10 protein-coding genes are annotated in these 16,107 nt (G+C 41.0%); 5 read left to right on the top strand and 5 right to left on the bottom strand.

Going from position 1 to position 16,107, the window contains the following annotated elements:
- Positions 1-41: 41 nt before the first annotated feature.
- Positions 42-986: a nuclease A inhibitor family protein gene (locus AACW45_RS20735; RefSeq protein WP_190634368.1), complete on the bottom strand. Its 945-nt coding sequence runs from the start codon at positions 984-986 to the stop codon at positions 42-44.
- A gap of 13 nt (positions 987-999) precedes the next feature.
- Positions 1,000-5,064: a hypothetical protein gene (locus tag AACW45_RS20730; protein WP_190634366.1), complete on the bottom strand. Its 4,065-nt coding sequence runs from the start codon at positions 5,062-5,064 to the stop codon at positions 1,000-1,002.
- A 235-nt stretch (positions 5,065-5,299) separates the two neighbouring features.
- On the opposite strand from AACW45_RS20730, the gene ptsP reads away from it, so the two are divergent.
- The 3 genes from ptsP (at position 5,300) to AACW45_RS20715 (ending at position 12,385) form a co-directional block, all read left to right on the top strand.
- Positions 5,300-7,780: a phosphoenolpyruvate--protein phosphotransferase gene (gene ptsP, locus AACW45_RS20725; RefSeq protein ID WP_190634364.1), complete on the top strand. Its 2,481-nt coding sequence runs from the start codon at positions 5,300-5,302 to the stop codon at positions 7,778-7,780.
- Between the two features lie 411 nt (positions 7,781-8,191).
- Entirely contained in the window at positions 8,192-10,117 is a 1,926-nt protein-coding gene (locus tag AACW45_RS20720) for a transglycosylase domain-containing protein (RefSeq protein ID WP_190634362.1), read from the top strand.
- Positions 10,118-11,011: 894 nt separating this feature from the next.
- The gene (locus AACW45_RS20715; RefSeq protein ID WP_190634360.1) at positions 11,012-12,385 is read left to right on the top strand and encodes a cytochrome P450; all 1,374 of its coding nucleotides are present in this window, start codon (positions 11,012-11,014) and stop codon (positions 12,383-12,385) included.
- 52 nt (positions 12,386-12,437) lie between these two features.
- Here AACW45_RS20715 and AACW45_RS20710 read toward each other — a convergent pair whose 3' ends face one another.
- On the bottom strand, positions 12,438-12,587 hold the full coding sequence (locus AACW45_RS20710; RefSeq protein WP_190634358.1) for a hypothetical protein: 150 nt from the start codon (positions 12,585-12,587) through the stop codon (positions 12,438-12,440).
- A 323-nt stretch (positions 12,588-12,910) separates the two neighbouring features.
- On the opposite strand from AACW45_RS20710, the gene AACW45_RS20705 reads away from it, so the two are divergent.
- A complete protein-coding gene (locus AACW45_RS20705; protein WP_190634355.1) occupies positions 12,911-13,177 on the top strand; it encodes a hypothetical protein in 267 nt (88 codons plus the stop codon).
- A 276-nt stretch (positions 13,178-13,453) separates the two neighbouring features.
- Here the strand turns inward: AACW45_RS20705 and hetL are convergent, their stop codons facing one another.
- On the bottom strand, positions 13,454-14,167 hold the full coding sequence (hetL, locus tag AACW45_RS20700) for a heterocyst differentiation pentapeptide repeat protein HetL (RefSeq protein ID WP_190634354.1): 714 nt from the start codon (positions 14,165-14,167) through the stop codon (positions 13,454-13,456).
- Between the two features lie 180 nt (positions 14,168-14,347).
- Positions 14,348-14,725, bottom strand: coding sequence for an ArsR/SmtB family transcription factor (locus AACW45_RS20695; RefSeq protein ID WP_190634414.1), 378 nt, complete (start codon positions 14,723-14,725; stop codon positions 14,348-14,350).
- A gap of 472 nt (positions 14,726-15,197) precedes the next feature.
- On the opposite strand from AACW45_RS20695, the gene AACW45_RS20690 reads away from it, so the two are divergent.
- Positions 15,198-16,037 carry a Pvc16 family protein gene (locus AACW45_RS20690; RefSeq protein WP_190634352.1) on the top strand — a complete coding sequence of 280 codons (840 nt, stop codon included), beginning with the start codon at positions 15,198-15,200 and terminating at the stop codon, positions 16,035-16,037.
- The last annotated feature ends 70 nt before the right edge of the window (positions 16,038-16,107 follow it).

Here is a 16,107-nt window from a genome sequence, read left to right as displayed (position 1 = left end):
TATCGTCTCAGGAACAGAATTTGACTTCGCGTAAAAATCAGTTAAGGGTTATAATCAAATTTACTTTCAATATAGATTCCTGCTAAATCTTCAGCCTTTGTTGTTCCAAGAATATATATACATTCAAGGTTCCAAAAACTACATCTCAACATCTGAATATCAGAAAGTTTTTGAGTGAGAAATTGATTTATCTTGTCATATTGTGGGTAAAATTCAGCAATTTCATTTTCATCCCAATTCCCAGATAAAGCTTCTACGTCAAATTTGTGAAATTTACCAATATCAAGCATTCCAGCTTGTTGGAGAGCGATTAATATTGCTTGTTCTCTAGAGTCGCTTATTGCTTGAACTAAATAATGTGGAAATCTATAATCATAGCCGCCACCGTAGTAACCATAAATAGTAATCGGTTCTAATTTATTGATGATTTGCTGAAATTTATCTTTCAATTTAGCTGTATTTTCATCTAAAGATGGCTGCATGGTTAAATCAGGTAAATTAGAATATTTGATTTCTCCTTGCAATTTAGTTTCTCTCGCAACAGTTTGAGAAAAACAAAACCAATTATTTTCTTGGTCTTGACCTAACACAACATAAAATGAATACATAGGAATGCGGCTAAATTTGAAAACCTCGATATTCTGAAGGTTTTCTGAAATAGCATCAGCTAATTCCTCATATATTTCTGCTCTTGCATCAGCTAATTCCGGAGCGATAACATCTTCGTAGTCATCAGGATAATCATCTGGGTTTAAATAACCGCGCCGTTCTAATGCTTGCCAATTTTTGATAGCAACATCAATATCGGTGAGAGTTATCCATTTGCGATCGCGTCCCAAATTGAGTAAACTAAAATCGCCTTTTTCCTGGATATCCCAAACGAAAGGTTCTAAAGAAGAATGGTGATTATTGTGCAGACGAAACTCAAGGCGTTTATCAATTAATACTTCAAGAGTACCTAAGATTTTTGCGGTTTCTAAGTTCATATTTATCTTTGATTTATAAATTTGCGATCGCAACTGCTTTGACAATGCGATTACTATCGTGAGTTAGCTGCTGACGTAGTTCTTCTGGTGTTGCGGGGTTATCTGCAACTGCATAGCGTTCTAGCCAATATTCAGATTGTGCTGCTTGTGTCAAGAGTTCCGCCGGAGTTTGCGGGTGGAGTAGAGTTACTAAGCGGACAAAAGCGTTTTCGGAAGTTGCATATTCTGCAAGTATGCTTGTTATATCATCGCTGCTGGGGTTGTAAATACGGCTAAGTCCGCGTAAGGTGGGACTGATAGTTTGCTTGCTGGGTTGAAAAACTAAATCGCGCAGCGTTTGTTTGATAGCCGCAGGGGTGTGAGGATTTTGAGCCACTGCACGGCGAACTTCGACTTTTTCATCAGTTGCTAATTGTGCAAGAATTGTTTCAGAAAGACGAGGATTACTAGCCGCAGCAGTTCTGACACTGGGGTTTTCGTCGCTGGCTAAAAGTTCTAAAACAGGAATTGGTGTATTAGAGTTAGTCGCTACTTTAATTTTTACCTCGCTTTGCTCATCCCGCGCCAATAATTCCAAAACGTTTACAGGTGCGTTGTTTGCAGCTGCAACTGCTTCCCGCACCGATATTGCTGTATCTTCAGATAGGCACAACCATAAAGCCTCTGTTAAATTGGGATGGCGAACTAAACAAACTCGCACCTCTACGCTAGGGTCTTGAGTGAGAATGGCAAGCAGTTGTGGTGTTAAGCTGGGATTATATGCAAGCGATCGCACGATCTCATCATTCGTTGTAGGTGGAAAGAATGCTTGCGGATCTGGTGTTGCACCTAAAAACTCTCTTCTTGCCAAAATTTCTAATGCTTCAATGGGTGTGCGCGGATTTCCAGCTATGCAACGCAGCACATCATTATGATTACCGGGAAATGCACTCTTGAGCATATCCACGGTTTGATTTGGAGTATTTCCTGAATTTTGGGTACTTTGAACAATTTGGGAAAGTGCGCGAGGCGGTGTATTAGGATTGCGTGCAACGTCCAATCGCGTTGTAAAATCTGGATGGCTGGCGAGTACTTCCAATGTTTCCGGGAATGTATTGGGATTACTGGCGACAGCGCGAACTGTAGCGACATAGGAATCTCTCGCTAACTGTCTTAAAACTGTGGCTGGGGTGTTGGGGTGCGACGCGACGCGATAACGCACCGAACTATCGGTGTGAGTTGCTAACTGTGCCAAAGTTTCCGCCGGCATTTGCGAACCTTTGACAGGATGTTTAATAAAATCAGCGAGATTTTTCCCACTCATGCTTTTAACTGCTTGAGCAAGTACAATTCCTGGTGTATTGGGATTGCGTTGATTTACGAGATTTTCTTCTAATCCCAAACGAGTCAGAATTGTTACGGGAGTGTTAGGGTTAGCAATTAGTTTTGTTTTGACTTCACGACTAGTATCGTTGGCTAACTGCACCAATATTTCTACTGGTGTATCGGGATGTTCTGCAACTTTGGCTCTGATTATTGGTGATTCATCCTGTGCCAATATTTCTAATAATTGAATAGGGGTAGGTATTTTACTATGTAATGGTTTATAGGCAAGATTTGAACGTACATGAAAGCTTGGATCTTTTGTAAATTCTAATAATTTATTTAAAGGTAAATTGGCATTTTTAGAAACAGCTTGCCGGATAGCTTCATCTGCATCTTTTGCTAGTTGTTGTAATACTGGGATAGGGGTTTGATTGCTACGTGCGGCGGTAAGTTTAGAATTGCGATCGCCTTTTTCTAAAATCTGCGCTAACGCATAAGGACTATCAGCACGACGCGCCATCAATTGATGAGCTTTGGTAATTTCTTCCGCTTTTGCTTTCTCTAGTAATAATCGATAACGTTCTAAAACAGGTAAGTTAGGATGAGCAATCACTAAGTCAAACATAGTGGTACTACTATAAACTGTTTTCTCAACTTTTTCATTGAGAAAACGCAGTAATAAATCAGCAGGAGTATTGGGATTTTCTGCTAAAGTACGCCATAAATACTCTTTGCGTTCATCAGCGATGCGTCTCAGTAGGTATTCAGGTGTAGCGAGATGTCTAGCTAATTGCTCGCGGAAATTATTGCTTGTTGCCATTAATTGTTGTAAATATTCATTCCGCTCTGCTTCAAGTACAGTGGGATTAAGAGCTAGTGCCATCCGCAGTTTAGCATCTTTTAAATAGCGTCCCAATTCGTCAGGACTTTTTTGGGATTGTTGCCACAATCGCTCTCTTAAAGTTGCTGGTGTAGAGGGATTACCTAATAATGCTGCCACAACTTCTAAATTACTGCGATCGCTGTTGTACGAGCTATTCAATAAATGCAATATTCCATCTAGCATCTGATAATTTTCTGCTGCTTGAGAATCGCTAGGTACTGATTTTTTTCCTGAGCGATCGCGTCTTTCTGCTGTAAATCTCCCTTCCCATTTAATTGATGATTTCTGGCTAGCTAAGTATGCCAGTGTTTGCCTCTCTGATTCATTCAACGACTCGACTAAATTATCCCATTCTTTTAATATAGAGTTGCGAAATTCTTCCCCCTGCTGCAGCCAAAAAATAATTAATTCTGGTGACTGGCGGTTATCGATAAATTCTTTGATTCGGTTAAGTAATGATGGTGTAGCATCTGGGGCAATTTGCTGCAACATCTCTATCATTATATTGAGGGAAGATGATGCACCCCCTAGCTGTTCTAAAATTGCCACCGGAGTTTGGGGATTACTTCCCAATTGCAGCCGAATATTTAAATTTGAGCCTACTGCTAATTGCTGTAATAGCATATCTCGCAAGGCTTCAGGGGTTTGGGAATTTTGCGCAACAGCCAGATGTATATATGGATTAGGATATTGTGCCAAATGCTGTAATATTTCCCCTGAAACTTGGGGATGTTTGGCAACATTAGCTAAAAATATTGTCTGATCTTGAATCCATGTTTCTAAAGTTTTGATAATCGGTGAAGAATTACTTCTAGTAAGTATCTCTGCTCTCAATACTTCTAAATCAACATTCGCTAACTCAGCTAAAATCCAAGTAGGTGTATTTGGTTGATTTAAATACAAATACCGCAGTTCAGAATTTTTCCAAATAGGTTTATCTGTTGCTGCTTCATTAAAAAATCTTTCTAAAATACTAGTTGGTAAATTTTCCCTTCTTTTTAAAAGCTGCTGCTGAGTGGGAAATAATTGATGCAATATCTCTTCGGTAGCATTGAGATGTTCGGCTACAGTTGCTTGGATTGTTTTATCTTGATGTTGCGCTAATACAGCTAACACATCTGCGGGTGTTTCTGGATTCTTCGCCACTGCTAACTGAATTTTATATACCCTATCTCCAGCCAGCTGCATGAAAGTTTCTGCTGTCGCACAAGGATTTTGCGCCACCGCCAAGCGAATCCAAGCCCAACGGCTTTGTGCTAACATTGCTAATTGTTCTGCATCGGTATTCCAGTCAGATGCAACGGTATATTGTCCTTCCACTAGTTCAATTAATGATGGTGGACAACTGGGGTTAAACTTTACTGCTAACCTAATAGGTAATTCTAAATCCCCTGCTAGTTGTTCTAATACTGCTAAGGGTGTTTCTGGTGATTCTGCAACTTGTAAGCGTGGTTCTAAAGTCGGTTCCTGCGCCAAGCGTTCGAGTAATTGTAAGCGATACTTTAACGGTATATGGGGATTACGCAACGCAGGAATGAGCTTTTCTGCGGGAACCCATTCGCTGAAAAAGCATGGCGGTACAGTTCCCAATTTGAGCAATTCTACAGCTAATCGGTCATTTTGCCCTAGTTCCTGTTGTTGCAGGATGGTATCTACCGCCTTTTGCCAATTTTCTGTGATTTCTCCCGCATAATTTACGTGTAAACTAGCGGCTTGTGATACTTGCTTATCAGTGCTATTAACTAAGACTTCTAAGAGCGATCGCGGTGTTTCAATGTAGTTAGCAAAAGCTAATTGCAATTCTGTTGGCTGCTGTAACAACTGTTCTGGTGTATCCAAAAATGCTTGTAAATCGGCGGCGCTAACTGGCTGAAGAGGTTGCATCACCATAAAACCTAATTATTTAGTACATTTGTACCATAAAAATGACTGTAGGTAAACTATACTTACAGTTTTTATGCCTATGTTCATAATTCCCAGAACTGTCACATCAACAACAGAATTCGACTTTGGCATATTAAAGTTGCGATTTGAAAATCAACGCTGATTTTCTGAGGAGAAAATGGAAGAATGTAAAGGTTAACTGGCTCAGGAAAAGTCTCTCAAGAGAGTTGATGGTGTTGTTGTGATTGGAATAGTCATTGTTTCTCACAGTAAACAACTCGCGCTTGGTGTACAGGAACTAGCAGCGCAAATGGTTCAGGGTAAAGTCCCGTTAGCGATCGCAGCTGGAATTGACGATCCAGATAATCCTTTGGGTACAGATCCCATGCAAGTGTATCAGGCGATCGCTTCTATCTTCAACGATGATGGTGTTTTAGTGTTAATGGATTTGGGTAGCGCTGTGATGAGTGCAGAAATGGCGCTAGATTTCCTCAACCCACAACAACGGGAAAAAGTCCATTTATGTGCAGCACCTATAGTTGAAGGTGCGATCGCAGCTGTAGTTGCCGCCGCCGCAGGTCATAATATTCAGCAGGTGATAACTGAAGCACAGTCAGCTTTAGTAGCAAAACATACTTTGCTCGGCATAGATAGCAGCCCCGCATCGGTTATTTCTACATCTCACGCAGAATTCCCAACAAAAGAAATTCGCCTCACAGTTAACAATCGCTTGGGTTTACACGCCCGCCCAGCAGCGCAATTTGTGACTACAGCCGCTCAATTTCAAGCGCAAATTAAGGTAAGGAATGTTACTAGAGGTACAGATGCCGTTAGAGGTGACAGTATCAACCAAGTAGCAACTTTAGGCGTGCGTCAAGGACATGAATTAGTAATTACGGCTACTGGTATCGATGCTGATGCTGCCTTAGCCGCTTTGGAAGTATTAATTAATAATAACTTTGGCGAAGATGATAGTACATTTACGCCGCCAGTAATTGAGGAAATAGAAGTTAGCCCCGCTTCTGCTGGCGAACTATCGGGAATTCCGGCTTCACCAGGAGTTGCGATCGCGCCTGTCGTCCATTATCAATTACCTGCCATCACTGCTACACAATATCACGTAGAAGATACAGAATTAGAGTGGCAAAGGTTACAAATAGCCATCGCCACCGCCCAGCAGCAAATTCAAACATTATTTTCTCAAGCTTCCCTGCAAATTGGTGATACAGAAGCGGCGATTTTTGTCGCCCATCTATTATTTTTAGAAGATCCGGTACTTTTAGAAGCAGTGCGATCGCGTATTTATGACCATCTTCTCAACGCCGAAGCTGCTTGGCAAGCTGTTGTTGATGAAGTCGCTTCTAGCTACCATCAACTAGAAGATGCTTATTTACAGGAACGAGTGGAAGATGTGGTTGATGTCGGACAAAGGGTACTGCGCTTACTCACCGGTGCATCAGCCAGTGGTTTAGAATTGACGGAACCAGCGATTTTAGTCGCCAGCGATTTAACACCTTCAGACACTATTGGCTTAGATCCCAGCAAAGTATTAGGGATTTGTACCACATCAGGTAGTGCCACATCTCACAGTGCAATTATTGCTCGCACATTAGGTATTCCGGCGGTTTTGGGCGTAGATGCAGGCATATTGTATCTAGAAGATGGCACAATTATGGCCCTTGATGGCGGTAGTGGTAAAGCGTGGGTAGAGCCAGAAGCAGATATTTTGAGTATATTAGAAGCGAAGCGAGAAGCTTGGCAAACTGCACAACAGGAAGCGCTAGCCAAAGCACATCAACCAGCAATTACGCGCGATGGTAAGCAAGTCAGTGTCTTTGCTAACATCGGTAGCATAGCTGATGTTCAAGTGGCTTTAGCTAGCGGTGCTGAAGGAGTAGGACTACTGCGTACAGAGTTCCTGTATTTAGGTAGGACAAGTGCTCCCACGGAAGAGGAGCAATTAGCAGTATACCAAGCCATCGCCCAAGTTTTAGATCAACAGCCATTAATTATTCGGACTTTAGATGTAGGTGGGGACAAACCACTGCCTTACATTAAAGGCGTACCGGAGACAAACCCCTTTTTAGGTTGTCGGGGAATTCGCTTTTGTTTGGAACATCCCGACATATTGACAACTCAATTGCGGGCAATTTTACGGGCTAGTACAGGACACAATATTAAAATTATGCTGCCGATGATTGCCAGTATCACCGAAGTTAGGGCAGCTAAGGAAATTTTAAATGAAGTGCAACGGGAACTCAGACAAGCAGCGATTCCCTTTGATGCCAACATTCAATTAGGTATCATGATTGAAGTCCCCGCAGCCGTAGCGATCGCAGATCAATTAGCAGCTGAGGTAGACTTTTTTAGTATCGGCACCAACGACTTAAGTCAGTATGTCATGGCAGGCGATCGCAATAACCCCCGCGTCGCCAATTTAACCGATGCATTGCATCCTGCGGTATTGCGAATGATTCAGCGCACAGTCAAAGTCGCTCATGACGCCGGAATTTGGGTAGGATTATGTGGTGAACTTGCAGCCGAACCCGCCGCCACAGCGATTTTATTGGGATTAGGATTAGATGAATTAAGCGTCAATCCCCAAGCCATCCCTATTTTAAAACAAGCGATCGCCCAATTAAGTATAAGTCAAAGTCAGGCGATCGCCGCTTCCGCATTACAACTAGATTCCGCCGAACAAGTCAGACAACTTACGGCTTAACTGTTGATGATTAACCAATGTAGGGGCGGGTTCACCAATATTTTCAATGTTCAGCGATCATTCTCAATCAACCCGCCCCTACTGACTGTAATGATTGTGGGAATTTTGAACTAAGATAATTATGTCTTTTAGCAGAAGATTTGTAATTACATCTTTGCTAAACTCTACACAAAGATAGATTTTACCAATTTAAAAAAATAATGAGACAGATGTATCTGTAGGGGCGGGGTTTCCCCGCCCTTTACTTCACGAAAATCCATAATCTCACACTCATTAATTAAATCGGTATTATTTAAATATCAGATGAAAATTGATTAGCCCTAGCAACTACCAACAACATAGTTGCTAACATTTAATGCTTAATTTTTCCTAAAATTTGATTTAATTTATAAGTGCGGGGGTACAAATGCCGTGTCTTCGTCAAATACTGTTTTAGACAAACAACCACAAACTCAAACTTCACCTAATATTGAGTTTTTAAAAGAAGTAGGTCAAGTAGCTGGTATAACTCTTTTATCAATAACAATGCTAGCTAGTTCGGTGCTAGCAGGTGGATTAGTCGGTTTAGCTGTAAGTTTTCGCAATTTACCAGATGTGCGACAACTCAGAAGTTTTTCACCAGCAGAAACAACTTATATTTATGATATTCAAGGTAAATTATTAACAGCCATACATGGAGAAGCTAACAGAAAAATTGTCCCGCTAAATCAAATTTCTCCCAACTTAAAACGCGCCGTCTTAGCTAGCGAGGACAGCCATTTCTATCGTCATCATGGGATTAACCTTGGTGCTGTTGGGCGTGCAGCAATAGTTAACTTTACCGCCGGTGGCGTGCGTGAAGGTGGTTCGACAATCACCATGCAATTGGTGAAAAATATATTCCTGACTAAAAAACGCGCCTTTACTCGCAAAATTGCCGAAGCAGTATTAGCAGTTCGCCTAGAGCAAATTATTAGTAAAGAACAAATTTTAGAAATGTACCTCAATCAAGTTTATTGGGGACATAATAATTACGGCGTCCAAACCGCAGCCCGCACTTATTTTAATAAATCAGCCGCATATTTGACATTGGGTGAATCGGCAATGATGGCAGGTTTAATTCAAGCGCCGGAACAATTCAGCCCCTTTGTGAATATGAAACTGGCGAAACAAAAACAAAAAGAAGTGCTGGGGCGAATGTTAGATTTAAAATGGATTAGCCAGCAAGAATATAATCAAGCTCTGCAACAACAAATTAAACTGGGTAAAATCAGTTCATTTCAAGGTAGTGCGTTGCCTTATGTTACTAATTCCGTCGCCCAAGAAATCGTGAAAAATTTTGGACGCGAGGCATTAATCAAAGGCGGAATGCGGGTACAAACTACAATAGATGCTAAATTTCAATTAATGGCGGAAGCAACTATTAAGAAATGGCATAAAACTCTTTTAGGTCGAGGATTATATAAAAATCAAATGGCTTTAGTTGCCATCGATCCGCGTACCCATTTTATTAAAGCATTAGTCGGGGGAGTAGATTCTAAAGCTGGGGAATTTAACCGCGCTACTCAAGCATTACGTCAACCTGGTTCGGCTTTTAAACCATTTGTTTACTACACCGCTTTTGCTACTGGTAAATTTACACCCAATAGCACAGTAATTGATTCTCCCGTCAGCTATCGCGATGGTGATGGGTGGTATTATCCCCGCAACTATGACGGCGGCTTTATGGGCGCAATGCCAATTCGCACCGCCTTAGCATTATCTCGCAATGTGCCAGCGATTAAAATTGGTAAAGCAGTGGGGATGAATAGAGTTATCGACACCTGCCATACTTTAGGAATTAATAGTCCAATGGTAGCGGTGAGTTCTTTACCATTAGGGGCGATTGGTGTCACACCGCTAGAAATGGCTAGTGCTTATGCCACCTTCGCTAATTATGGTTGGCGATCGCCTGCAACGGCAATTATGAGAATTACTGATAGTAGTGGTAATATCTTATTAGATAATACACCTAAACCTCAGTTAGTCCTTGACCCTTGGGCATCAGCCGCAATTTTAGATGTGATGCAATCGGTAGTAACTGATGGAACAGGTAAAGGTGCTGCAATAGATAGGCCTGTTGCAGGTAAAACAGGGACAACTTCTGCAGAAAAAGATATTTGGTTTATAGGTACTGTACCCCAATTAACAACCGCTATTTGGGTAGGTAGAGATGATAACAAACAATTAGCCAGTGGTGCCACAGGTGGGGGAATGGTGACTCCCGTTTGGCGCGATTTTATGCAGCAAGCGCTTCAGGATGTACCAGTGATGAAATTTAAATCTCCTGCTGAATTTCCCCGCCCAAAGTCAAAGTGAAATATAGCCTTTCTCACCCGCCTGAGAATGAATTCTCAGGCTAATAGTCCAAGTCTACTAAAGTAGACTCAAGATTTTGAGCCTATCTAGTCATCTTTAGATGACTTTCGCTATTAGCAAGGAACTGAAGTTCCTTGCGGGGAAAAATGCGCCAAATTTATCATTTACACATATTCAGGACTCATTTTTAAATTTTTTGTAAACAAAAAAGCATTTCGCTTTCTCATTTATCGAAATCAAGTACCCATTTTCTTGTTTTAGGTAAGCAAAAAGCCATTTTATCTTCTCATTAAGCCTTAACGAGTTCTCACTTTGGTGTTTTCCGCAAGTAAAATACTATTTCACCTACTCAAAAAGCCATATCACTTACTCATTTCAGTAAATCGCGCACTTATTTTAGTGTTTTCCGCAAGTAAAAAGCCATATCACTTACTCATTTCGGTAAATCGCGCAATTGTTTTAGTATTTTCCGCAAGTAAAAAGTTATATTTCTGGCTCAAAAATTGTGCTGTTTGACAATAAACTGCTGTGTAGTTAGCCTTTCTCGTTTTTGGCGATGCCGAAGGCGGTTTACGCCTACGCACTTATTATCAAATCAAATTGTTTAATTGAATATACGAACCGTTCCCCGTTCCCTATTCCCTTCTTCGATGAGGTACGCGCTTCGGGGCATGGCAGTGCCAGTGCCCCTACAATCAACGATTATCTCTACCTCACCAACTTGCAATCTGCTGTAATTGCTAATTGCTAATTATTACCTATAAATAGCTAGCACTGATACTTTAAAAACAAAGTCAATATGCTCTGTATTTTATGTGTTTTAAATGCAGAAATATTTAATTTTATTCGGCAAAATTCATTGGCAAAACAGAATTAACCCAAAAAATTAAGCCTATGAAATTGCCTCATGGCCCGAAATCTCCAGCGCTTGTGCAAATGCTGAAGTGGATTTTCCAACCAATGCCTTTCATGACAGATTGTGCCCAGCGCTATGGTGATATTTTTACCATGCAATTAAATGCACCTGTGGTGTTTATTAGCAATCCCCAGGCTTTAGAAAAAATGTTGACTAGCGATACTAAAGAATTTGCCGCACCTAGCGATTTCAACACGGTATTTGAACCGATGTTAGGAAAAAATTCTGTAATTACAGTTAGCGGGGAAGTACATCGCCGTCAACGTCAATTATTAATGCCGCCGTTTCACGGTGATAGAATGCGTACCTATGGACAGGTAATAAATAAAGTTACAACCCAGGTAATTAGTCAATGGGAAATAGATAAACCATTTTGTACTAGATCGGCAATGCAAATTATTACTATGCGGATAATTATGCAAGCTGTATTTGGATTATACGAAGGCCCCCGCGCCCAAGAATTAGAGGAAATTTTAGCAGCAATGCTGAATGAAAACTCGCCTTTAAGGGTTGTAGAATTGTATTTTCCTGCCTTGAGAATGGATTTAGGCCCCCGCAGTTCTTGGGGAAGATTTTTGCGTCGTAAACAGCGCGTTCACGAACTATTAAACGCAGAAATTCAAGAACGGCGAGACAATCCCGATTCATCGCGGACTGATATTCTCAGTTTACTGATGGCGGCGCGTGATGAAGCAGGTGAAGCCATGACTGATGCAGAATTACGTGATGAATTGATGACACTGTTAACAGCAGGACATGAAACCACAGCCACAGCATTAACTTGGGCTTTGTACTGGATTCATAAGTTACCATCAGTTAAGGAAAAACTATTACAAGAATTAGATACTTTAGGTGAAAATCCAGACCCCAGCAGCGTGTTTAAATCACCATATCTTAACGCTGTTTGCTGCGAATCTTTGCGGATTTATCCTGTAGGAATGTTAACTTTCCCCCGTGTAGTCAGAGAACCTGTATCTTTATGCGGTTACGATTTAGAACCCGGTACAATCGTTCTTGGTTCCATTTATTTGACTCACCAACGCGAAGATTTATACCCACAACATCAAGAATTTAAACCAGAACGCTTTTTAGAACGTCAATTTTCGCCTTATGAGTTTTTACCCTTTGGCGGTGGTGTGAGACGCTGTATAGGTATGGCATTTGCCCAGTATGAAATGAAAGTAATATTAGCAAAAATCCTTTCTAGTTGGGATTTGGCGCTAGTCGATGAGAATTTAGAGATTTATCCAAAACGGCGTGGTTTGGTAACAGGGCCTAATCGCAGCGTGCAAATTGTAGCAAAAAACCATCATCGCTTACCATCTCTGACTTTAGAGTCGAGTAATATCTAACGATTTGGCGATTTTGACAATCACCTCCCTAAAAGTGCGGTGATTGTCAAATTTAGATGGAAAGGGGATGAGTTTGTCGCGATCGCATTAATATGATTGTATGGTGTGAAAAAGCGATCGCATTGGGTGACGATGAGATCGCAGGTAAATTCATGAAGCGATTTTTGGTTGATGATGCGATCGCAAAATTTAAAATTTGCAAATGCTAAATATAGTTAAGGTTAAGGTAAAGTTGACTCTGATGTTGTACAACTACCTGAAAAACAATATTTTCCAGGCTAGATAAAGGAACTGAGGCGATCGCTTATCCAAAAATCTCGTTGTTAGCTTTGGCTACACCTAAATTATCACTTCCTCTAGGGATAATTTTGTTGTATCCTAGACTAGCTTAAGTAATTTTCCACACCAAACTTTACAAGAACTTTTTACGGATTTATCTGTTAGTTTGGGAAAGACTAGATTGTGCTGTTCTTAATTCTCGCTCAGAGAATTATTTTTTTGTCAAATCATACAATTTAAACGTCAATGGATATCCAACTCATCAAAAGAATTGAAAAACCCATTCTGCCAAAGCCAGAAGCACAAGAAGAGTTATCTCAGCCAGCTTCCAGCGATGATACTTTTGAGATTCAAGAATCCACAATTCAGCAACAGCCATTACTTGATGTTAACTATCAAGAATCCAAATATATTCCATTGCGCGATCGTCCTCTGATTCAATCAGTTGGTAATTCCGGCTGGCAAGTTTCAGAAATTTGGCGAGATTTAAGAATAGATAACTTCTATGATTAAACAATTGTTATCTTGCCAGAACAACGTCTAGCAATGTTCTAGATTCAGAGAACGACTTTCACCAGTGTTTGACGCAAAGAAAGTGCCTAAATTAGTATTTGTCTGGAAAATCGCCAGCCCCATCTCTTTATGTGGTGGGGTTAATTCACCAAATTTTAGATTTTAGATTTTAAATTTTGCATTAAACAAAATTTAAAATCTAAACATATCTGTAACCTCAAAGCAGTCACAGAATAAATCTAAAATCAAAAATTGATTTATCTAGAGCAACCACTCTTAATCATGAACTCTACCATCGGGCATAATCGCCCCTTGAAAGTCAACATCATCAAGAATAGCTCCGGTTAAATCTGCTCCTTGCAAATTTGCATTGCGCAAAATCGCGCCATCAAGATTCGCATAGCTGAGATCGGCTCCTTGGAAACTGGCTCCGCTCAAATCTGTAGCCAAATCCCCCCACTGAAGTCTGCGGCTGAGGTTGGCGCGGCACAATTTGGCTTTATCCAAGTTAGCATGATGCATAGTAGCGGCTCTTAAGTCAGCGTAGCTCAAATCTGCCTCAGTTAAAATTGCATATCCTAAATCTGTACGCTGATCGGAACTAGGACGCAAATCTGCTTGAAACAATAGCGAACGGGAAAGTTTAGCACCTGTTAAATTCGCACCGCATAAACTAGCTTTAATTAAATTAGCTGCTGTTAAATTAGTTTGAAGTAGTTTTGCACTCGTCAAATCTGCTTCTCGCAGCAAAGCACCAGATAAATCTGCATCGCTCAAATCTGTACCCCAGAGTAGCGCTTCACTTAAATCTGCTTGTTTGAGCGCAGCTTGACTCAAATTAGTTTTGCCTAAGCGCGTCTGACGTAAATCTGCATAGCTAAAATCGGCACCTGTTAAAATTGCATTTGTAAGTTCTGCTTCTTGTAAATTGACTCGCGGAAAACTGCGTTCTCCAGCGCTATAACGTTTGAGAATTTCATCCACATCCATAAATTACTCGACTTTTGATTGACAACTGGAGCGCGATCGCATCCCCTGTTAGCCATCTGTAGCAACCTTAAACCGGAATATTACAAGGCTGGGTTAATTCTGCCATCAGTTCTGCAATTGACATGATTCGCTCAGTGTACCTAACATTCGTCCCCTTGTCCCCCTTATCCTCCTTGTCCCCTAACCCCTATTTTCAGAAAACACTGCTGTATTATCTCGCAGCGCTTTGAGGCTTTCGCTTTGCTGTAACATATGTTGGCTAATGCGATCGCACGCTAAATCGCAAAGCTCAAAAATCATCGGATCGGTAATTGCGTAAAAAGCACTAGTACCTTTCGTTTGACGCGATACCAACCCTGCTTGAGTTAACACTTTCAGATGCTTGGAGAGATTTGCTTGTCCTAAGCCTGTTGCATCCACCAAATCCATCACATTCATCGGCCCTGACTTTAAACAAGTTAAAATTTGTAGTCGGCTAACTTCTGATAGCACCTTAAAATAATCAGCAAGAGCCACAAGTACTGTTGAATTAGTCTGAGATGGCTTTGGTTCTGGCATAGGAGGTTGCATCTTCAGCACATCAATTAATTGTATAACTATTTAGTATAATAACCAGATATTTTTATTAGTAAATTTTACTCATCAGTAAGTGCTGGTGTAAAAAAATTCGCTTGTTGAGATTATGTGGCTGATAAAAAACTCCACCCACAGTCATTGAGTTTTGTAGGGGCAGGTTCATGAGCAATTATTGTTGATCCTTGTAGGGGCGGGTTTATTTAGATCTTTGTGAATCAATGAAGATATCGGTGAACCCGCCCATACTACAAAGACTTGCTATACGCGGGTATTAAACCAGATTTTTTGAACAACTGACAACTGACACTTGTACAGACGCGATTAATCGCGTCTCTAGCAACTAACAACTGACACGCACAGCGCCATAAAAATCTCGACAAAAGTCTAATTAACTTCCCCAGGTAGGTACAGATAGTCTAGATACATCTGGATTCGCTACCAGCCAACTACCTTCATGCTTATCTTCGTTCTTCAAACTTTAGCAGAAATTCTAGCTGGAGGAACCTCACTCACCAGTACAGAGCAAATTGACTTTAGTCATCCTAGTAATCGACGGGAAGAGGGTGCAGGGCCGACTCTCAATTTGTATGTTTATGACATTCGTGAGAGTAAGCAGTTTCAACAATCTGGTAGACAAGTGGAACGTAAAGCTTCACGAAGTTTACAACCCACATCTGTAGGTTGGTCGCCTAATTGGTTTGATGTCTCTATGTTATTAACAGCCTGGGATCGAACCGCCTTAGGCGAACATCATTTACTCAGCGAAGCTTTAACAGTACTGCTGCGTCATCGGTCTTTGCAAGAAGACTATTTGGTTCCAGAACTGCGGGGTTACGGGAATTTAGCTCTGACAGTGGCTTTAGATCCACCTATTGAGATTGGTTCACTATGGAGTGCGCTGAATGTACCATTGCGTTCCGCCTTGTATATCACAGCCATGATTCCAGTTGAACCACAAACTACCCTCGTACCGCTAGTTTACGAACGGATTTTCAATTTGCAAAACCAATTGAGTGAGAACGGTAACGGCACAGTAGTTACCAGGCGAGTAGCGATCGCAGGTATGGTGAAAAGTGCAGTTACTAATTTACCCCTAACTACAGCAGAAGTAACTATACAAAGAACTAAAAAATCAGCGATAAGCAATAAAGAAGGGCTGTTCTTTTTTGAAGATATGCGTCTGGGTAATTATGTCTTGACAGTCAACTGTCCCGGCTACTTACCCCAGAATGTCAATGTCTTGGTGGATAGCCAAAATTATAGCTTCAAAGAAATCTTACTAACTCCTGAATAAAGAGGGCATGGGGCATTGGGCATTGGGCATTGGGCATTTTTCTACCTCATCCCCTACCCCTCTGCCCTCT

Source organism: Calothrix sp. FACHB-168 (assembly GCF_963889195.1).
Classification (GTDB): Bacteria; Cyanobacteriota; Cyanobacteriia; order Cyanobacteriales; family Nostocaceae; genus Aulosira; species Aulosira anomala_A.
The sequence above is the reverse complement of the archived record's forward strand: the minus strand, read 5'-3'. Positions and strand labels throughout refer to the sequence as shown.